At 59.9% G+C, this 20026-nt stretch carries 16 protein-coding genes and 3 pseudogenes; 8 read left to right on the forward strand and 11 right to left on the reverse strand.

From position 1 onward, the window contains the following. Positions 1 to 2 precede the first annotated feature (2 nt). Positions 3 to 1302 (reverse strand): annotated as a pseudogene (locus RW095_RS02350) (NRAMP family divalent metal transporter). Positions 1303 to 1400: 98 nt separating this feature from the next. Here RW095_RS02350 and RW095_RS02355 point away from each other — a divergent pair. The 3 genes and pseudogenes from RW095_RS02355 to RW095_RS02365 all read left to right on the forward strand — a co-directional run. Next, positions 1401 to 1547 (forward strand): annotated as a pseudogene (locus RW095_RS02355) (ATP-binding protein); the annotation flags it as partial. A gap of 431 nt (positions 1548 to 1978) precedes the next feature. Further along, a pseudogene (locus RW095_RS41665) lies at positions 1979 to 2131 on the forward strand (ATP-binding protein); the annotation flags it as partial. A 231-nt stretch (positions 2132 to 2362) separates the two neighbouring features. After that, complete coding sequence (locus RW095_RS02365; protein WP_317016198.1) at positions 2363 to 3007, forward strand: hypothetical protein; 645 nt, start codon at positions 2363 to 2365, stop codon at positions 3005 to 3007. Between the two features lie 453 nt (positions 3008 to 3460). Here the strand turns inward: RW095_RS02365 and RW095_RS02370 are convergent, their stop codons facing one another. The 3 genes from RW095_RS02370 to RW095_RS02380 form a co-directional block, all read right to left on the reverse strand. After that, positions 3461 to 5059: a SagB/ThcOx family dehydrogenase gene (locus RW095_RS02370; protein ID WP_317016199.1), complete on the reverse strand. Its 1599-nt coding sequence runs from the start codon at positions 5057 to 5059 to the stop codon at positions 3461 to 3463. A 642-nt stretch (positions 5060 to 5701) separates the two neighbouring features. Beyond that, on the reverse strand, positions 5702 to 6019 hold the full coding sequence (locus RW095_RS02375) for a hypothetical protein (protein ID WP_317016201.1): 318 nt from the start codon (positions 6017 to 6019) through the stop codon (positions 5702 to 5704). Between the two features lie 793 nt (positions 6020 to 6812). Beyond that, a complete protein-coding gene (locus RW095_RS02380) occupies positions 6813 to 7835 on the reverse strand; it encodes an IS110 family RNA-guided transposase (protein WP_317016202.1) in 1023 nt (340 codons plus the stop codon). A 441-nt stretch (positions 7836 to 8276) separates the two neighbouring features. Here RW095_RS02380 and RW095_RS02385 point away from each other — a divergent pair, with 441 nt between their 5' ends. Then, entirely contained in the window at positions 8277 to 8531 is a 255-nt protein-coding gene (locus tag RW095_RS02385) for a hypothetical protein (protein WP_317016204.1), read from the forward strand. Positions 8532 to 8545: 14 nt separating this feature from the next. On the opposite strand, the gene RW095_RS02390 is transcribed toward RW095_RS02385, so the two are convergent. From RW095_RS02390 to RW095_RS02410, 5 genes are all read right to left on the reverse strand, one after another. Then, on the reverse strand, positions 8546 to 8872 hold the full coding sequence (locus tag RW095_RS02390) for an H-NS family nucleoid-associated regulatory protein (RefSeq protein WP_317016205.1): 327 nt from the start codon (positions 8870 to 8872) through the stop codon (positions 8546 to 8548). 375 nt (positions 8873 to 9247) lie between these two features. Then, positions 9248 to 9823, reverse strand: a complete 576-nt coding sequence (locus tag RW095_RS02395; protein ID WP_317016207.1) for a hypothetical protein — start codon at positions 9821 to 9823, stop codon at positions 9248 to 9250. A gap of 319 nt (positions 9824 to 10142) precedes the next feature. After that, a complete protein-coding gene (locus tag RW095_RS02400; RefSeq protein ID WP_317016705.1) occupies positions 10143 to 10373 on the reverse strand; it encodes a hypothetical protein in 231 nt (76 codons plus the stop codon). Positions 10374 to 10564: 191 nt separating this feature from the next. After that, on the reverse strand, positions 10565 to 10768 hold the full coding sequence (locus RW095_RS02405) for a cold-shock protein (protein WP_025527573.1): 204 nt from the start codon (positions 10766 to 10768) through the stop codon (positions 10565 to 10567). 384 nt (positions 10769 to 11152) lie between these two features. Beyond that, positions 11153 to 11605, reverse strand: coding sequence for a DUF2934 domain-containing protein (locus RW095_RS02410; RefSeq protein ID WP_317016210.1), 453 nt, complete (start codon positions 11603 to 11605; stop codon positions 11153 to 11155). Positions 11606 to 11905: 300 nt separating this feature from the next. Between RW095_RS02410 and RW095_RS02415 the strand changes: the two genes are divergently transcribed. The 3 genes from RW095_RS02415 to RW095_RS02425 all read left to right on the forward strand — a co-directional run bounded on the left by RW095_RS02415 (position 11906) and on the right by RW095_RS02425 (position 16100). Next, positions 11906 to 13735 (forward strand): hybrid sensor histidine kinase/response regulator, encoded by a 1830-nt coding sequence (locus RW095_RS02415; RefSeq protein WP_317016212.1) that lies wholly within the window; start codon positions 11906 to 11908, stop codon positions 13733 to 13735. 293 nt (positions 13736 to 14028) lie between these two features. Then, positions 14029 to 15162, forward strand: coding sequence for a sensor histidine kinase (locus RW095_RS02420; protein WP_317016213.1), 1134 nt, complete (start codon positions 14029 to 14031; stop codon positions 15160 to 15162). Positions 15163 to 15224: 62 nt separating this feature from the next. Beyond that, on the forward strand, positions 15225 to 16100 hold the full coding sequence (locus RW095_RS02425) for a lipid A biosynthesis lauroyl acyltransferase (RefSeq protein ID WP_317016215.1): 876 nt from the start codon (positions 15225 to 15227) through the stop codon (positions 16098 to 16100). Between the two features lie 143 nt (positions 16101 to 16243). Here RW095_RS02425 and RW095_RS02430 read toward each other — a convergent pair whose 3' ends face one another. Both RW095_RS02430 and RW095_RS02435 read right to left on the reverse strand, forming a co-directional pair. Further along, the gene (locus RW095_RS02430) at positions 16244 to 17689 is read right to left on the reverse strand and encodes an IS5 family transposase (RefSeq protein ID WP_317015988.1); all 1446 of its coding nucleotides are present in this window, start codon (positions 17687 to 17689) and stop codon (positions 16244 to 16246) included. A gap of 274 nt (positions 17690 to 17963) precedes the next feature. Beyond that, positions 17964 to 19094 carry a sensor histidine kinase gene (locus RW095_RS02435; RefSeq protein WP_317016216.1) on the reverse strand — a complete coding sequence of 377 codons (1131 nt, stop codon included), beginning with the start codon at positions 19092 to 19094 and terminating at the stop codon, positions 17964 to 17966. Positions 19095 to 19274: 180 nt separating this feature from the next. Here RW095_RS02435 and RW095_RS02440 point away from each other — a divergent pair, with 180 nt between their 5' ends. Then, a complete protein-coding gene (locus tag RW095_RS02440; RefSeq protein WP_317016218.1) occupies positions 19275 to 19481 on the forward strand; it encodes a response regulator transcription factor in 207 nt (68 codons plus the stop codon). The last annotated feature ends 545 nt before the right edge of the window (positions 19482 to 20026 follow it).

Genomic DNA, 20026 nt, shown 5'->3' on the forward strand with positions numbered 1-20026 from the left:
TCTCAGATGAAACCGAACATCGCGATCACGGCGGCGGCCATCACACCGGTTGAAAGCCATCCCAGCATCCGCAGCGGCATGGACGTGACGAAGGTGCCCATGACTTTTCGGGTTCGACGCCATCAGCATCATGAGCACCATGATCGGCACCGATGTGACGCCGTTGATGACGGCGCTCCAGAACAGCGCCCTGATCGGGTCGATCGACGTGAAATCGAGCGCGAGACCCACGACCGTCGCGAGCACGATAACCCCGTAGAACCGTTTGGCCAGTTGCGGTTCGAGCGCGAGGCTATTTTTCCACCGGAAGGTGCCGGCCATCGCATAGGCGGCCGAGCCGGCCAGCACGGGCAGCGCGAGCAGCCCCGTGCCGATGATGCCGAGGCTGAACAGCAGGAACGCGAACTGGCCGGCGATCGGTTTCAGCGCGGAGGCGGCCTGCGCCGAAGACTGGATATCGGTGATGTGGTGGGCATGCAGCGTGACCGCAGTAGTCAGCATGATAAAAAACGCAACAAGATTGGAAAACGCCATCCCGATCGACGTATCCAGGCGGATTCGGCTCAGGTTTGCGGGACCCTGTGACGGCATTTTCGTCAACGCCTGCTGTCCTTTCTTGGCATGCAGTTCTTCGACCTCCTGCGACGCCTGCCAGAAGAACAGGTACGGGCTGATCGTGGTCCCGAACACGGCGACCATCGTCGTGATGTAGCCTGCGCTCCACGAGCCGTGCGGAAGTACCGTCCGCAGCGCCACGGTCGCCCACGGGATCTGCACCGCGAAGACAACGCCGACGTACGCGAACAGTGTCAGGGTGAGCCACTTGAGCACGCGGACATATCCGCTGTACGGCACGAACACCTGCAATGCCAGTGAAAACGCGCCCAGTCCGACCGTGTAAGCGTGCGTGGGGCCGCCGATGAGCAGATTGACGGCCGCCCCCATGGCCGTCAGGTCGGCTGCAATGTTGATCGTGTTCGCAACCAGCAGAAGGACGACCGTGGCGTACAGCAGCCAGCGCGGATAATGGCGTCGCAGATTCGTCGCAAGACCATGGCCGCTCACCCGGCCGATCCTCGCGCTCACGACCTGAATGGCGACCATCAGTGGATACGTTAGGAGGACGGTCCACAGCATGTTGAAGCCGAATTGCGCACCCGCCTGCGAATAGGTGGCGATACCGCTCGGATCGTCGTCCGCTGCACCGGCGATGACTCCGGGTCCGAGCTTCGCAAACCACGAGTCGGCCTGACTATCGGCTTGGATATCGATGTTTGCAGACGCGACCGTGTCGTGTTCCATAAACGCCCGGAGTCGTGCGGTATTTGTTTATTGTAGTAGCGAATCAGCTATTTATGCGGCGCACCAGCAAATGAGGAGTATCTATCCGACGCTGACATGCGCTGGCAACCGGGGAATTCTGGCTGGAGAAAGGCGCCAGGATTCTCCTGTTCGGGCCGCCTGGCGCCGCCAAGAGTCATCTGGGATCGGCCATCGGACACGCGCTGATCGACGCTGGCTACCGGGTGCTGTTCACGCGCACCAGCCGATAGCGAGATGCCGCGGACTTCATCCCGAAGATGGGGCGTGCTCTTTCGCGAGTCGGCGCGACCCAACCCGTCATTTGAAGCTTTTATCAGGCGGAACCGTTGCTATTACACTGGCAAGAGCGCCGCTGGCCCGACGTTGAATCCAGCGGCGCCCGTGACATTGCGAGATCACTGACGCTTCGAAGCCTCCTTCTTCAGCTTCTTCATGTCCTTCTTCTCCTTGGGCGTTCTGGTGGCGACTTTCTTTTCCGTCTTCTTGGCGTCATGGGCTTTGCTCATGATGGCCTCCTTTTATCTAGTGTTTGACAGTGTACGACGCGACGGCCCTCCGGAGACATGGGTCGATGCAAAAACACGTTGAGGCCCTCGCAATTAGCGTCGCGCGTTCACCCGTGACTTTGCTCCCAAAAAGTATCCCTTGCTGCACGGGTAATCTCACGCAACGTGTACGATTCGTCGCGCGGAACAGCTTGCTGATCGTGGGTGAAATTGGGTACCTGTCGATCGGCTCGAACGGCGGCAAGCTGTTTTTCCAGATCGTCAATGCGTGTCACGAAAAGTGCGCCATCGCCCTGACTTCGATAATCGGTCGTCCGCACATCCTCCAGCCCTTGGCGTGGATCGATCCATCCGATATCCGGCGGCAGGGGCGGCGGCACAAGCCGTGCCATTGCCGCCGCGCAAGCCGGGAGCAAGCGAATAGCGCAGAATAGGATCCTGAGCACCTTCAATCGCGCGTGAGAGGAAGTGGCGCACGACTTTGGTCACTAGGGCTAGGCGTTAGCGAGACAAACTTTGCTGCAGAGAGACCAATGAAGAAAGGAAAGACAAAACTTACCCGCAATGATGCAGAGCGCCTTTTCGAGGGTCTGCCCGGCGGGCAGGTGAGAGTATCGAGCCGGCCCGAGAACCCATTCGAAGCAGGGGTATTCGACGTGGTGAAGCGCGTCGACGACCAAACAAAACTCTGGAAAGACAACCTCATTACTCTTCCGATGTCGATCGAGTTGCCGGCCGGCTACGAGTCGGTCTCTCGCATGCGCGAGGCGATGGCGCGGGCATGGCGCGTGAAGTGGGTGAGGGAGGGTAAAAACGAGGTTGTCGCGGAGTTTCCAGAAGGATGGACCGCCGTTCGCCCTGAAAGCGGCCCCATAGAGTTGCGAGATCCGTCCGGCGTGGTCCGCGCCTTATACGGGTGGGCCAAGGATGCTGAACTCAGGATTCTGCCACGGTATCTTGTTGAGTCACAGGCGAAAAGTTCAAGCGGACTAGGCAGCTTGCTTGTCCGTGATCGCGGGAACGGTCAAATTCTTGAGAGGTCGTCGACCTGGTCTGCTCAAACTGGTACCAACCATCCCGATTGGACCAGACTGTCAGCGTGGCTCAGCTTACGCTATCCACAACATCACGACCCGCTGAGGTACTGGGAAGATGGCGAGGAAAACATCCAAAACTGAGCTGTTTCTCGGGCGCTGTTCTCGGGCAAACCGCTACACCCAGCTTGACCGAGGCGAAATGAGGGCTGACCGCTTGACTGGGCTTCCGAGTTCGGCCAGGAGCCGCCGTTGGCTGATCACGGAATGCACACCTCCGATTGTCCGGAATTCGTAACATTCGGCGGAGGCCGCTTATGCCTTTCCAGTTGCGACGACTCGACAATGTCCGCTTCCATGCCATTCGAATAGATGCTTTCAACCATCGCTACCTTGGGAAGCAGACCTTAAAGCAAGCTTTCTGGCGACGGTTCTATTCTTCGCATACGGGCGAGTCGCTTTCCTTTTGCTTCTGACGCTAATACATTTGGTCCGCCGCACATTGATAGGGAAAATGAGGACTGCGTGCGACGTTCGGTCGACAGGCGATCCTTGCGAATACCAGCTCACCAGGGATGAAGACGTGGTGCTTTCGCTTCACAGCTGAACCTCGTACGGCGGAAACGCTGACAGGCGGAGATCGTCCACCGCGCCACCGACGGAGAAGTGATACAGGCTTTGCCAAGCGTGGTCCTCCACGCCGAGAAGTGCGAGCATTTCATCATCGAAAAAGCAGCCAATCCCTGTCGCGCGCACGCCGGCGGCTTCGGCTTCGAGATAGAGCGCCTGGCCAAGAATGCCGCATTCCCAGAACAGATGGCGATAACGCCATGGCTGCTTCAACGCGATTCCGAATCTCGCGATCATCCCCAGCGCAAAGCAGGAATCGGCGCCGATATCCTGGTTGCAGCAGATCAACTTTGCCGTGGCGCGCAAATCGTAAGGCAGCAGAAGATAGAGCGGCAGATGATCGGGGCCGGCCTTTTGCCACAGCCATTCTGAACGTAGAGACCGCTTGAGACCCGGCAGCGCGCCCGGATTTCTCACGAACATATACAGGCCCGGCTCCAGGTCACCCACACGGTGCACCATTAGAGCCACATGCACTGCTCTGGGAGACATCAGCGCATTCAACGGCGGCGTATCCTGACGTGCCAACAGGCACGCCAGCATGCTGAAAAACGCCGCCGTGGCGATGCACGTCGTACCGTCGAAATTCACCGCGCTGCGACGCTGCCGCGCGATCCGGGCAAAGCTGAGATCAAGGGCCGGCGCCGCGGGCGACGGGCGCTCTTCCGGATTCGGCAAGGTGGGTTCGCGAGTACGGGCCTTATGCGTGGCGCGATGGATCGAATCGATATCCGGCCACTTCACATGTCTCGGACTCAGCTGATTCGCGCGACCGCGCCACTGTGCGCTATCCAGGGCGATCAGCATGCGCTCAAGGTCAGGCCGCAATTCAGGGTTGCCGATCCAGAGAAAGGCATCCGGCGCCTCCGCTTCAGCCTCCCCGAAATCCTCTCCGCGGTTCAATCCAAGCAGGGTGGTCACTGCGTCGTCCGCAGCCGCCTCCATCAGCCGAGTCTGCCAGCCAAGCGCTGCCGCTGCGTAACTCACCGCGGCGATGACATGACCACAATCGTGCTGACAGTAGCGCCAGGCGCGCATGCCATATTTCCACGCCTCGCGCCAGGGGATCGAGCTTATGCCGACCAGGACACCACTTTGCGGGAACGCCTCGCTCCACCGTCCGTCATCCACTGCAGCGCGACATTCAAGGGAATGGTCCCGGCTCAGGTAATGGTAGACCCCACCGGACAAGCCGGGCAGAGTCGGACACAGAAGATAGCCCTCGGTCGGATGCAGATTTCCACTCAAAGGGTTGCAGCGCAGTGCCCACCGCTGGGCGCCGTAGGATTTCCACGCCGACAGGCCGAGCGAAAGTTCGAACAGGATTGCAAGACTGGAAAGATCGAATCTGCGCGCGGGCGGTAAGGCGCCACAGCGCAGTTCGTTGTAGCGTGTGGTCAGGCTATCCGCGGCTAACGGCAGACCAATGCGCGGTGCGCCGTGAAACACCCGGAACGGATCCGGTTGGGTTGTCCAGTCGAGTTTCCCGGGCCCCGGAGCGTAGCCGCTGACGCGATGCTTGCTGCGCTCGTGGTATTCAAGTAACGCATGCTTTAACCGGTCCATGTTCCCCTCAGACCAGGGACATCCGCACATGTGGCTGTATAAAACCGTCTGGCTGGACGTTGGGGCGCGTTCGTCATCAAGTCGTGGAACCGAACGCGCTTCAGCAAACTGCTATTGCGTTCGGCGCCTCCTGTGCGATGCGCGGCAATCGAGTTGTCTTCACGAAAGCCGGGGGATGTTTCCAGCGCTTAGGTCACCCTTCAGGTGTCTTCGACGGCATTCGGGACCGCCGACTTCAAAAACTCGTGGCCGTCCCAGGTTAGCCGCCAGTCGCTACCCATCGAGCGGACGAGATCTGCGTCGGCCAGCAGGTTCAACTGATACCACACACCCCGGTTCGGAACATCGAACGCATCCTTGAGCGCGCTTTCTCTCCTCGAGAGTCTTCAATATTGCGAGTGCCAGATCCATATCGCGTTTCACGATCTCCTCCTGTTGCAGATAGGACGTACATCGAAAGGAGTCTCAGGGGAGCAGGCCCCGAAGTATACGGCGAGCACCGTCTTCTCGCCGTTGGGGGACGCTGATTGCAGAGATGACCGGCGGAGCCGCAATCGATGTGTTTCCGGGTTCCCAACAGGCTCATGCCACGGTCCGAACGCGTAGGTTAATTCAACGCCAGTCGCGAGCACTGCCTGCGATTCAACGCTTCGGTCCCCTCATACCCTCGGTTTCCATCGCAGCATTCCGCTCTTCGCAGGCTTCAATGGGTTCCATGGTCTCGTCGATGGAAGCTGTCGCGCGTTCTGTGGCCGCCTTCGTTTCGTCGACGGTGGAACCGAGTCCTCCGTCGTCGTCGCCCGGGGGCTCGAGCATGTCTCGAAGCATGGCATCCAACTCCGGAGTGTCCCACGGCACGCCATGCTGCTCTTTCTTCTTTATGTAGTGCCTGACTTCTGCGTCCTGCTCCGGCGTCAGGGGAAGACCGCGAAATGTGCTTTGGGGGGTGGAGTCGGTCATGGCATTGCTCCGGAATTTATCCCATTTTGAGTGTAGCGCTGTTTTGCGCCAACGAGCCTCAACTATCGGTCTGCGCATGGACTGATCCGTCCATTCGGATCGACTCGTCCAGCGGGCGGACGTTGCTATCGGCAAAGATAGAGCCCGGGCGCTTTGCGCAATTGCTGCTGATAGCGGCACCGTGCAAACAATCATCGGACGGGACAACGTCACGCGATGACGTGGTTCAGCGCCGGGCCTTCCGCAAAGTCGACATTGGTGAGCGAGTAGCAACCGTGTACGGCGGCCGGGAGCAGCCGAGGGACAGCCATCCAAGCGGATTTCCGGGATGTCTGCTCAACGCCTGTGAGCGGACAACTGCGAGTTGGACGTTGAATGTCGCTTCAGGGTCCAGACCGTGTCAAAACGTGCGCTTCATTCGAACGCTGTCGAAACGGGCTTGCGAGAAAGGCCTACAACGGCTTTGGCGAGTGTCGGCAATGGTAAAGCGACCCTTCAAAACCTTGCGATTTTCCGTTTTGACACAGCCTTATATGGACACCGCCCGGTTTGCCAAGTTGATCCTTTGTGATACGTGAACAAGGTATCGGCTGCGGTCTTATATGCGGCCTTTTGCAAGCCGAAGCTGCGGGCCCTGATGGAATTCGCCAGGAACGTCCTCATCTCGGTCACGTGCTTGAAGCACAAGACTGTGTTCAGGTTTGCGTTCCTGCGGTCCGACCTGTCTCGCCATCACATTGAAATCAACCTTAGCAACCTACCAGTTCCACAACGATTCAAAGTGCTCGTCCTGTTATGCAGGTCTGTTGCTCACATGATGCGCTTCATACGAAGTCCCGTGAGCGAGGATCGCCCAAGCGATTCGTGCCATTTTGTTCGCCATGGCCACTGTTGCTACATTTGCTGGACGTCGCACCTGTATTGCCTTTTGCCATGCGGTTGGTACCTTGGTGTGACACAGAACAGAACGCGCCCCATGTATCAGCAACGTACGCAAGTATGGGTCGCCACGTCGGGAGATCGAGCCCAGCCGTATCTTTCCTCCGGTACCATTCTGACGAGGAACAAGTCCCAGAAACGCAGCGAACTCGCGCCCCGACCTGAATGTCTTCGCATCTCCAATTGTAGCTACCAACGCCGTTGCAGTCAGGCGGCCGATACCCGGCACTTCGGAGATCGCACGACATGCCGCTTCGTGTTTCTGCCAGGCGCCAATCCGCTTCTCAAGTTGATCGATGTCCTCCTCAAACAGGTTGATGCGACGCAATTGTTCGAGAAGGTTAAGAAGTATCGATCTTGGCAGGGTGTCTTCGAGTTCTGCCATGCGCTCCCTGATCTCGTCGAGTCCTGCTACGCGTCCTGCGCGAAACGTAACGCCGAATTCATACAGCAACCCACGCAGCTGATTTATCTGCATCGTTCGAAACTTGACGAGCAACGAGCGCATACGATGAAGGCTTAGCATCACTTGCTGATCCTCTGTCTTGGCGGCAACTGTGCGCATGCCGGGTTGCTGCACCGCAGTCCAGATTGCCCGGGCGTCCGCCGCGTCAGTCTTGTTCGTTTGCACGAAAGGTCGAATGAATTGGGCGTGTAATAGCACCACCTCGTGTCCGAGCGCGCGAATCTTGCGCGCCCACCAGTGAGCACTTCCGCAAGCTTCGAGGGCGACGCGACCAGCGGGGCGCTGCGCCAGAAATGCAATTAAATCGTCGCGTCCGAACTTCCGATTCGCGATCTCGCCAGTTTGGGCGTCGACCCAGTACATCTGGAACACCCGCTTTGCAATATCGAGTCCGTATGTCGTAGCATTCATCTGGGGCCTCCGTTCCTTAAGTGGTTGTGTCGCAACTCCCACTTTGGCACATTGATGCCGTTCGGTCCTGGAGGCCCTCTATCGGCCCAATTCCCCGGAGGGAGGGCGGTGTCCATTCCATCTCGGTCGCGCTGCGTCAGTCCGCTCTTCAAACTCATCGTCGGAAAGCGGCCGGTGGTATTTCGCTGCCCTGAAGCGGCCAGTCGCCACTGGGTACTCCCGACCCGTTTCTGCTCTTCGGTTAATTTCTTCGAATGTCGCCACGGCGCTCAAAAGCGGCCGCAACCGGTCGCGTCCGCCCGTGGAGACAGGTGTTATGTCAGCCCGTTGATTCGGCTGATGGACCCAGGTGGCGGGCATCAGTTCGTAGCGGGAACGCCCGATGCGTGCTCCATTTTGGGGGCGTACATGGGCGGCCCCGTTCATTTATAAGGAGGTGCTATGGCGCAAACGATCAGGAACGAGCGTGGCGATTCCGGAAATAGACCGCAATCGGGCGACGCAGGCACGGCGGATGGACTCACCTCGGACGAGGCCGCGCAGCGAGCACTCGATGAAGGCGATAACGAAAAGATCGACAGGGTGCTTGATGAGCTTGACGTTTCAACAACCGAGTCGGGCAAGGACCAGACTTCCAAACCGGATACGGAAGGATCTACTTCCTCGAGCAAAGATCTTGACGAGCAGAACGAGTGAAGGGGCCATATTGCCTAGCGCTCATTTGACCGCGCGAGGGTGCTTCCGGCGAAGGGGTCGTTTTTCCAGTCCGCACCGGTCTGCGTTGCCGGTTGAGCGAGCGCTCCGCACGGCAGCTCAAAGTGCCCGATGGATTGTCCCGCGCTAATAGCCTGTCTGAGCCATTGAGGCACCTCGCCTTCACCGCTCCAGGTATCACCACCCGCGCTACGGTAGCGACCGATATCCGGTCCTGCAGGCTCCGTCGCCAGGAAGGAAGCGAGGTCATCCGGGCTGATGCTGAAGTCATCCATGCGGTGGCGGAGATAGGCAATCATGCTCTCGCGTTTCCGTTCGTCCATAAGGCATTCCTTTAAAGAATTTCGCCCGTGCTTCTCTCGCCCCGTCTCAGGCGAGGTGCAGCGTGAAACCGCGCGTGTCTGCGGGCATGTCAAAGCCACCTTTCCGGACCGAGCATGAGGCCGATTGACGCCTGCCCAGCTATCGCCCCAACAAGGTAAGCCCAACGACGTGAATACGGGCCTCCGCGAACCTGGATCAGTCTGCCAAACGCGGCAGTCCCCGAATTCCGGGGCGCCCCGTCAATGCGGAGCCACGGTTCGAACATGTCTTTCGATGTGGGTCGCAACTCAATGTAAATCCCGAGCCCGCGATAGCTCACGGTTCTTTGCATCTCGCCAGCCTCCCTTCATTTCAGCTGCGCCCCGAATAACGCTTTACAGTTGCTGAACAGCACTCGCGTAGGACTTCGCCGCTTCGTTCAGTTGCCCAGCCGCGGTCTGTACGGGCGTCGGCAGCTCATTCAGCGCGAGCGCGGTGTCCGCGCCGTCCAGCCGTCTGCGAAGCTCGATCACGAGATCCATGACGCTGGCGTCGCCCACCCGGCGGCGATTGCTTTGTCTGGAACTCACCATCGAGCAGTCGACGAGGCGATCAATCTTGCGGAAGTAGGCCTGGGAAGCTACGCGATGCCTGGCATACAGCGAGGCAACATTGGACTTTGAAAGACAGTCTTTCACGACCTCGGGATTCATGCCGAAATGAACCTGCAGCGCGTCGGCGGCGTCTGACCGGTGAAAACATGCCACCTGATCGAACAGCGTCTCGCCGTCCCTGTCGATGAGATCGATCCAGACTTCACCGTCTTCGAGGATCTGGCCGGCGCGATGAATCACCCGCTCGTCCTCAGTTGCGCAGGCGAGCATCCGGTGTCCGTCGACATCATCAACCGGCTTCTCGAACACCTCCACCAGTTCTCCGCTCACTGCGACCTGCATGACCAGTAAAGCCATCTCTGCTCCTTGATGGGAATGACGGGAATACCGCTGCGCAGATCAAGCGATCCAGCCTGGCGATATGAGTGCATTTGAGGAAGGCGAGGCGTGGGCCCGAGATCTTCGCGGTTCTTCAGTACGACGTCTCACCACAATCTGGTTGACGTAGGTACGGGTCCTCGCGACACCGGTACGTGGACACAGCATCGTGGGGCGCCATGAGATTGCGCCGGGCGACCTCCGGCCTGTTGCGACGCACATAATACGCCGGAAAGAGACTCTGATAGGAGCGGGGAGCGCCAGGCAGCGCCGCTCATGCGGTGCAGGCCACGCCGGTTTAACCGCGAGTGTCGACCCAGCCGCGCGCCCATGCCGTAGCGTGCCCCAGAGCCTGCGTTTCGCTATCGAAATAGTCGAGCGCATCAAACTGGTAGGAAACCGGCTCAGCACTGCGGGCGTCCCCTCTTGTGAGCAGCAGGTTTGCGGCGAACCAGCCGTCAGGTAACCGGTGAGCCGACGGGGAAATTGAATAACCGATGTAATGGTGAATGTGTTTATTATTTTGCATAAGCGATAACCGACCGCACGACATCAGGTCGTACAGGCGAAATGAATTCATAAAATGGTGCGAGACGGATCGTGTCGAAAGACAGATGATGCACAGGGCGAAACCCGGCGATCAGTTCGGGAGCGCAAGGCTCCGCGAGGATGCTAGTCAAGCTAACAGCAAAGGGCCGGTAGACCGGCCCCTGAAATGCTTTACTGCGGCGAGATATTTGCGGCCTGCATGCCCTTCGGGCCGCGCTTGGTCTCGTAGCTCACCTTCTGGTTTTCGGCGAGCGTCTTGAAGCCGTCGCCGCGAACTTCCGAGAAGTGAGCGAACAGATCGTCGCCGCCAGCGTCAGGAGTAATGAAGCCAAAGCCCTTGCTATCGTTGAACCATTTGACAGTACCGGTATCCATGAGAATTCCCTGAAATAAAAAATAACAGCTCCGGTGCGGAGCGACAAAAACTTCAAGGAAGAAGAGAGGACAGCGAGTACCGCGCAGAGGAGGCGGAAAATGGTGATCAGCAATCGAGCTTCTTGAATATTTCGAAGTTCACAATATAGTGTGGGCGGGGGGCTGTCAATGCTTTTCGTAATGCGCTCCTGTTTAATCAGAGGCTCCGGCGGCGCAATTACGTGTCAGGCCGGGACAGGCTTTTGAGCGAAAGCCTGTCGCCAATTCGAATAGCAACGGTTCGGCGAAGCCTGGACGAATCCACTCGACCGGTCCAGGCGGATGTCGTCACATGCTTATCCGCCGTCCGTTCCGTACACACCGGATTTTCCCCGGCAGGGGGAATCATTGGGCCTGGAACTCGACAAGCCGACGCCAGTATTCATCCTGTCTCCCTTCGGGACTTCCTTCCTGCTGCCACAGGACGTAGGCCCGCTCCCGAAGATGCTCGTCGAGCGCGCGATGCCAGTATTCCTCGGCGCGCCCATCAGGTCGTCCTTCTTTCTCCCAGAGCAGATAAGCGCGTTCCCGGACAGCTTGCTCCAGACCTTGTCTGGTTTCCGAATTTCCCTGCAGGTCATCGCCGTATGGCGCCATCTGACCGCCACGACCCGTGTGCATTCTGGCCGTCAGGGTGCCGAGTTTGGCGTCCGGCACAAGGCGCCCGTGCGCTGCGGCTTCCAGCGCCTTGGCCTGGTATGCGCAATCGTCAGCACTGCCCGACTCGCTCAGCGTAATCACGTAGGTATGCAGGACATTGCCGCTGCCATCCATCACGTCGACCAGTCGCTCGGTCATGATTGTCTTCCTCGTGTTTGTCCGTTTGATGTAGGGTGGTGGCCGGTTCCCCTGGCTAACCACGGGACCTGCCTGGCTCCAGAGGCGTCCCGCCGGCGGTTTGAAGTGCGTATGATGCACCGAGCTGGCGCGAGTCTTGCGGGCATCTGGGCCAGAGACCTATGTACCCACGCGTGGCCGAACCGCTGACCGGGCGCTACCCACACAACACCATGACACCGTAACCCGCCCCCCGGAGAAAGTTCCGAAGAACAGTCTTTCCAGCTTCTCGTGGCAGGCGTCAGGGACTACGCAATTTTCATGCTCGATACGGATGGTTTCATCAAAACGTGGAATGCGGGGGCGCAACGCTTCAAGGGCTATGCCGCGGATGAAATCATCGGCCAGCACTTTTCCGTGTTCTATCCAGAAAAGGAACGCAATGCCGGTCGACCGGCGCTTGCCCTGCGCACCGTCCTGGCCGAAGGGAAATTCGAGGACGAGGGCTGGCGCGTGCGCAGGGACGGCAGCCAGTTCTGGGCAAGCGTGGTGATCGATCCGCTGCGCGACGATTCCGGCAGGCTCATCGGGTTTGCCAAGGTCACACGCGACATTACCGAGCGAAAGGCCGCCCAGGAAGCGCTGCGTAAAAGCGAGGAGCAGTTCCGGCTGCTGGTTCAGGGGGTCACCGACTACGCGATCTTCATGCTATCGCCAGCGGGTGAGGTGACTAACTGGAATGCCGGCGCCGAGCGCATCAAAGGTTACAAGCACGACGAAATTCTCGGCAAACATTTCTCGTGCTTTTATACCGGGGAAGATCGCGCCCGCGGGGCGCCTGCCCGGACGCTGTCAACCGCCGCGGCAGAAGGCCGGTTTGAGCAGGAGGGCTGGCGCGTCCGCAAGGACGGCTCGCGCTTCTGGGCACATGTGGTGGTCGACGCAATCCGCGATGAAGCCGGCGAACTTGTGGGCTTTGCCAACGTGACGCGCGACGTGACCGAGCGCAAACAGGCAGCGGAGGCCCTCGAGCGCGCCAACGCTGCCCTCTTCCAGTCACAGAAGATGGAATCGCTGGGCCAGCTGACCGGTGGCGTCGCCCACGACTTCAACAACCTGCTGGCGGTGATGTCCAACGGACTGGATGTGCTTTCGCTGCGTGTGCAGGACCACGCCGGTCTCAGGATGCTGGAAACCATGCATCGCGCGGTCGCCCGCGGCGCGACACTGACACAGCAGTTGCTATCGTTTGCACGCCAGCAGCCGCTCAAGGTCGAGAAATGCAATCTGAACGCCGTGATCCGTGGCATCGAGGCGGTCCTTCGCCGGGCCGCGGACGGCATGATCGAGCTTGAAGTCAGGCAGGAGCCCGGGCCCCGGCCGGTGCTGCTCGATGTCGCGCGGTTCGAGTCCGCGCTGCTGAACCTGGTCGTCAATGCGCGCGATGCCATGCCAGAGGGCGGAAAGATTGTCATCGCCGTCGAGAACGCCGAACTGGGCGAAGGGACCGTGGAAGCGCTGGCGGCGGGCCCGTACGTCAGGGTGTCCGTCGCGGACACCGGCTCGGGGATGGCGCCCGAGGTTGCGGCCCGTGCGTTTGAACCGTTCTTTACCACCAAGGAGGTGGGCAAGGGCACCGGCCTGGGCCTGAGCCAGGTCTACGGCTTCATTGCGCAGTCCGGCGGCGACGTGCTGATCCGCAGTGAGGCGGGCCAGGGCACGGTCGTCAGCATCTATCTGCCGGTCGCGAAGGACACATCTGGCGACGCGGACACGTTGACCGGCCCGGCACTGGATACGGTGCTGGTCGTGGAGGACGAACCGGATCTGCTGGACGCGACGGCGGCGCTGTTCCGCAGCCTCGGCTACGAGGTGCTGACCGCGAGCAACGGATCTGAGGCAATGGACGCGCTGAGTCGTCGCGACGATATCCACGTCCTGTTCACCGACGTCGTGATGCCCCGGGGAATCGATGGCATCCAGCTCGCGCGTTCGACGCGCGACCTTCGGCCGGATGTCAGGATCGTGCTTGCCTCGGGATACCCCCTTCCCGCCCTCAGGGCACAGCACGGCCAGCTGGACGAGTTCGCATTTCTCCATAAACCGTACCGGCTGGCCGATCTCGTGCGAACGCTGGGCACGGTGACGTAGGCGCGGGCGGCTTTGCTGGCTCCCCAGATCCCCAGTGCTGTTGCCGGTCGCGGTACCCGCGTCGCGATGACAGGCAAAAAACCACATGGTCAGGTGGCTGTTATGGATCGGGATGCGTTGGCAATGCAGTGGTAGGCGCGACTTGCATTGGTAAAATGACCGCCTGCGCCAGGTGGATGGCCTGCGGGTAGGCGTTTCACTGGACGTTATACCCCGCAAACCGGTGCATACGACGGCTACGATGAACCCGCGCGTGGAGCCTCAGCGGAAGTTTTGCTTTTTCAAGGAATGACATGCGACTGGCTGATTTCATTGTGCGCAATATGGAGCGCATCCTGACGCAATGGGAGGCGTTTGCCGTGACCCTGCTGCCAGCGGCGGCAAGCATGGACTCCCTCGCCTTGTGCGACCATGCCAAGCCGCTGCTTCAGGCAATGGTGGCCGACCTGTCGACCTCGCAGACCCGGGAAGCGCAATCGCAGAAGGCATGGGGACTTGCCCCGCAGCTGACCGATGCGCCGGAGACAGCGGCACAGACGCACGCCATTCTGCGCGCGCAAAGCGGTTTTGACATCAACCAGCTGGCCGCCGAGTATCGCGCGCTGCGCGCCAGCGTGCTGCAGTTGTGGATGGATGATTGCCAGCCTGAAGGCCCCCACGTAAATGACATCATCCGCTTCAATGAAGCGATGGACCAGGCGATTGCCGAATCGGTCCGTTCTTTCAGCGCCGAGGTCGAGCGGGCGCGCAACCTGTTTCTCGGGATGCTCGGCCACGACATGCGCAGCCCGCTGCAGACCATCCAGGCGACGGCTGCATATCTCGTCAGGATGAGTGCGGGTGAAGGTGTATCGGCGGCCGCCGACCGTCTGATCCGGACCGGTGCCCGGATGCAGGCGCTGCTGGACGATCTGTGCGACTTCAACCGCACCGAGCTGGGTCTGGGAATCAGGATCGCGCCGGCCGACGTCGACCTGGCGGCGGTTTGTGCCGATGAGATGGACCAGCTGCGTGCGGCCCATCCCGACCGCCGGATCGTGCTGGAGGCGCCTGTCAGCGTGCGGGGTGTCTGGGACGGTCTGCGCCTGCAGCAGGTGCTGGGCAACCTGGTCGTGAATGCAATCAGGTATGGGGCGCCGGACATGCCGGTGCGGGTGGTGCTGACAGCCGACGAGACGGAGGTCCGGTCCAAAGTGAGAAATGCCGGTGCCGCCATCGAACCATCGCTGCAGCAAAGGATGTTTGAACCGCTCCAGCGTGGCCCGGATGCCGGAGCCCGGCAGGGCGCCAATCTCGGGCTCGGACTGTACATCGCCCGCGAGATCACCGCAGCACACGGCGGCAGGATCGACGTGCGGTCCGACGAACAGGAGACTGTCTTTACAGTGAACCTGCCGCGGCAGGCAGTTTCCGGACCCGCGCGGTAATCACCGCAAGTCGGCTCGCCGGGTGGCCAGCCTTTGTGTCACCCCCCCCCAAGGAGACAAGCTTGAAACGGCTCAGCATGGCGCTCATCTTGGCATTGCTACGCACGCTTTCCGTACTTCCTTACCCGTTCGTCGCAAGGCTCGGGATGGTTGTCGGCACTGCGTTGTATGCGCTTCCGAGCCGCCGCAAGCATATCGTCCTGGTGAACCTGGGGCTTTGCTTCCCTGGCATGACTCGCCGCGAACAGCAGAAGCTCGCAAGAGCTCACTTCCGGCATGTTGTTCGCAGCTATCTTGAGCGAGGCATCCAGTGGTTTGGCAGTGCGCAGTCGATCCGCGATATCGTCCAGATTGAAAGCCAGATCGATCTCAATGACGCTGCAGCCGCCCCCACCATCTTCATGGGCTTTCACTTCGTGGGCATTGAGGTTGGCTGCATGGTCTATTCGACTTACCGCCCCGTCGCCTCACTGTATACGCGTATGTCAAGCACGGCCCTATGCGACCTGGCCAAGCGGCAACGCGGCAGATTTGGCGCGGAAATGATCGAGCGCTCGACAAGTGCCAGAAAAATCGTGGGATTGTTGCGTTCGGGGATACCGGTCATGCTCGCGGCGGATATGGACCACGGCGTTGACAACTCTGTTTTTGTTCCTTTCTTCGGCGTTCCCGCCTGCACGCTCACAGCCGTTTCGCGTCTCGCCAGACTGGGGCGCGCGCGGGTGGTTCCCTTCGTGACCGAGGTGCTCCCGAACTATCAAGGGTATAAGTTGACGATTTTCGAGCCACTCGCCGACTTCCCATCGGGGAGCGATGTGGTCGACGCGCGCCGCATGAATGCGTTCCTTGAGGAACAGGTCGCCAAGATTCCCGAGCAGTATTACTGGGTGCACCGACGCTTCAAGCACCGGCCACCGGGCATGGCCTCGGTATACTGAATGTTCGCTGGCAGCACCGCGAAGTAAAGAGTCGGTCCTGAAAAATTCAGTTTGCGCTTCAGCGCGACTTCATGGGGCCAATGAGGCCACAGTCTCCGTCTGCGCGGCGAGGCAGTGGAACGCCTGGATGTCAACGAAGGGAATCAGTGCCTTTGCAGACCGTTCCAGCAAGCCGGTGCTGGCGTGAGCGTGACAGTGACGAGCCACTGCAGCGTCGCGAGGATAAAAAATACGGGAGCCAGGCCCAGACGGACGATTGCGCGCAGCAACCATCGCAGGTTGTACCCCGCAGCACACAGTACCGCGTGTAGCGCATCGCCGGCCTTCCCTTTAAGCCAGCAACGCCGCATGCCGTGATCATGCTTCACATGGCCGATGATCGGTTCGATCGCCTGCCGCCGTTTTAGCCAGCGTCGCTGCGTGCCCGTCAGGCTCCTGTGTTTGCCGCGATGAATCAGTTTTACTGACGATACCTCGTCATCGACCCCACGAAACCCGAGATCGACCAGCACGGTCTTCGGTTGCGGCGTACCGGGCAGATCCTGCAACAGGATGGTGCTCTGTTCAAGTTGTTCTGCCAGCGTGTGGCCGTCGTATGGGTTGCCCGCGAACGTGCGCGCGCCAACGATCAGCCCTTGTTTTTCCGTGATCGCAAGGCTTACCTTGACGCCGAACTCGTAGGGCTGGCGCGCCTTGCCTTTACCGATGCACTCGACTTCGGGCGCGTGCAGGGCGTAAAGCTTGTTTTTGTCCTTTGGACGTTGGCGACAAATGCGCCACGCCCGCTCCAGCCACACGCGCAGTTGTGCCTTCCGTTCATCTGAGGCTCCAGACAGCTTGCGTTCGATGTCGCGCAGTAGCCGTCCCAATACGGTGCGCTGACGTTTGAGTACACGCCGCACTCGCCTGAACTGCTTCGCATGCGCATAGCCGCCCGCGCGGCGACGCAGCCGTTTGCCTTCACGTTCGTACGTCTGCTTCAATACAAGACCAGCGCGTTGCGCAAGTTGCACGAGTCTGGCCCGCGCCACCTCCAGCAGACGGCTGTCAGTCGGATACGCAATGGCCTTCTCCTGGACCGTCGTATCAACAATCACGCGCTCGAATTCGGCCGGCTTCACCGCCTTCATCTGCACCGCCGCCGCGATCGTCGTCGCGAGCAGCTCCTCGACACCGACTTCGCCCAGCTGCTGCCGGAAACGCACCAGATTGGTCGGGTCGCATGGCAGATGTGGCTGAAAGTACTCCTCACCACAGAAGAACTGGAAGTACACGTCCTGCGCCCAGCGCTCGCACACCGACTCATCGCTCTCGTTATAAGTGTGCTTCAAATACAGCAGCCCGACCATCAGCCGCACTGGCAGGCGCGGACGTCCGGCCGCACTGACGCCACCGGCCAGTTCCTGAGAACTCACACCAAACAGGTCCACCGCTTCGCTTAACCGGCCATCGCGTGAGCGCCGCTCAAACAGGGGCGCGAGCCTCGCTTCGATGGCAGCCCACGGCATCCTCGTGGCCAGCACCGCAAGTGGGTGGCGCAGATCAATCATCGCGTCCAGACGGCTACGAAAAAAATCCGGTGTGCTCATCGGCCAAAACTCCCAGAATTTTTATCTCTTCGATAATCTTCCTGGGAGCCAGGTTATCCGAAAACCAACTGCTACGCCAGGCCAGACGGTGCTTCACAGGTTTTTTCAGATCCGACTAAAGACCGTCGGCTCGGGTTCCTCCCTCACGCAAACCGCATCGAGTGGGTGCACGCAGCCGCCCTCTACTTCCCTGTCGCAGTTGCACGGTATGTTGACCGATGGAAGCCGGCAGACGATGGTCCGCGAAGGCCAGGGACATCAGTGCCGCTCACGCTCAGGGCGGCGGCGTCAGGAACCGGGGGATGCTGACCGTAAACGTGGTTCCGCTCTCGTCCGATTCCACTGCAATCGTACCGTTATGGGCGTTCGCGATACATCGGCAAATGTACAGACCAAGACCCATGCCGCGAGAAGATCTCTTATGCTCCGGTGATGGACTGGCGCGCGTCAGTGGATCGAAAAGCGTAGCCAGCGCGCTTGCCGGAATCGGTGAGCCTCCGCTCGAGACTGCAAGAATTATCTGCTCACCCTCAGCAGCACCTCTCACACGGATCGCCCCGGACCCGTGCTGAACAGCGTTCGTCAGCAGATTGACGACCAGCTGGTTCATGCGGGCGCCGTCGCAGATGCCGGCGAGCTTGCCCGCCAGTTGAACCTCGATCCGTGCGTCGGGGCTCGCAGCGCATACTTCATCGGCTGCGTCAAGACAAATGCGCCCGAAATCCTGTTGAGTCGGCTCAACGGGGAGCGTGTCCCCGAGGCGCGTGCGGGTGAAAATGAAAAGATCGTCAATCATCACCTTCACCCGTTCGGCGCTACGTTGGATACTGGCCCCCGCGCGCATGCTGCTGGACGACAGATTTTCGTCCCGGAGCAGGACATGCGCTGAATGCGATATCGCCCCTACTGGCGAGCGCATGTCATGTGCAAGCACTCCGGCAAAAAGGTCCCGAACGCGCTCGGTGCGCTTCGCGAACTGCCTGACCGACTCCGCAAGCATCTGATCGATCGCCTCGTTAAAACGAATCATCTCCTCAAATGCTGCCGCGTCGAGCCGGGAAACCTGCTGCCATTTAACCAGGACGCTGGCCCGGAGCGCACGAAATTCTGCGATCAGAGCATTTATCTGGAAGCCGTGGCCCAGCCGGTCGTCCGCGTGCCTACGCCCGATCGCGTTGAAATCGGAATCGGGGTCAGGGCGGTCGCCGTGCGACTTTTCGCGTTGCTGCGTTCGATTTTGCGCCCCTCGCATATCCTCCGCGATCCCCGTCAGGAGTTCGCGGGCCGAGTTACGCAACTGCTCTGCACTGAGACGGCTGTTCTCCGGGCTCATGGCGCGCGCATAGTCGGCCCAGTCGTCGATCAGTCCATCGAGGTTCGCTTCAATAAAATCTGAGAGTGTCATTGGGTCCCTCGCTCACCTGTTGTCCGTCTGACCCTGGGTTTCCCCCGCCCGGTGTGGCTCCGGCTCTACACCCGCCAGGAACAGCAGCCGCTTCAGAATATACGCAAAGACGCCGATATATAACCGTATATGTCATTCACTCACACCGCACGCCGGATGCCGCGTAGATTGCCTCCAAACATGACGGACCGGCGACGGGTGCTGGTTGTCGACGACTACTACGACGGAGCAGAAGCAATTTCCATGTTCCTCTCGTTGTCGGGGTACGAGACGCATTTTGTCGTGAGTGGCCAGGAGGCCGCCCGAGCCGTTACTGACTGGACACCTGACATCGCCTTATTGGATATCAACATGCCCGGAATGGACGGGTTTAGCGTCGCACGGTAGTTGCGGCAGGACCCACGAACAGAGGACCTCGTCATTGTGGCGTTCACCGCACAGGGCTCCTCTACGGTCTGGAGAAGCGGAATTGCGGCCGGGTTCGACGGATACTGTCAAAAGGCCGGGGCGCCCGACGCACTGTTGCATCTGTTCAGCCGGATGTCTGGCTAGCGAGGGCGGATTTCTTATGGCTGTATCTCGAGGCGAAAGAATCTGTGGGTGCCGCAGCATCGACCAATTCTCAGTCGCTTGCTCTCCAGCCGCACACGAACTTGCTTTACTGCTTAGGCAGCCTGAGCCTATTTTCACGTTCTCGATGTCGGCATCTATTGCACCACCAAAAAAATATTGAAAAGCGTTACGAAAACCACCACCATTGCGCTTGGACAGTTTCGTCCATGTTTTCCATAAAAAACGAATCTAATACCATTTCGCCCGGCCCGGCAGGCGCTACCGTAGACAAGCCGCAATCCCCCGACAACTAGCGAGTCGTAGTGGGCCTTCGTGCGCCCCGCTTGTTCGCAAAAGGCCGCCTCGTGCGGCCTTTTGCA

Source organism: Paraburkholderia kirstenboschensis, from assembly GCF_032806925.1.
GTDB lineage: Bacteria > Pseudomonadota > Gammaproteobacteria > Burkholderiales > Burkholderiaceae > Paraburkholderia > Paraburkholderia kirstenboschensis.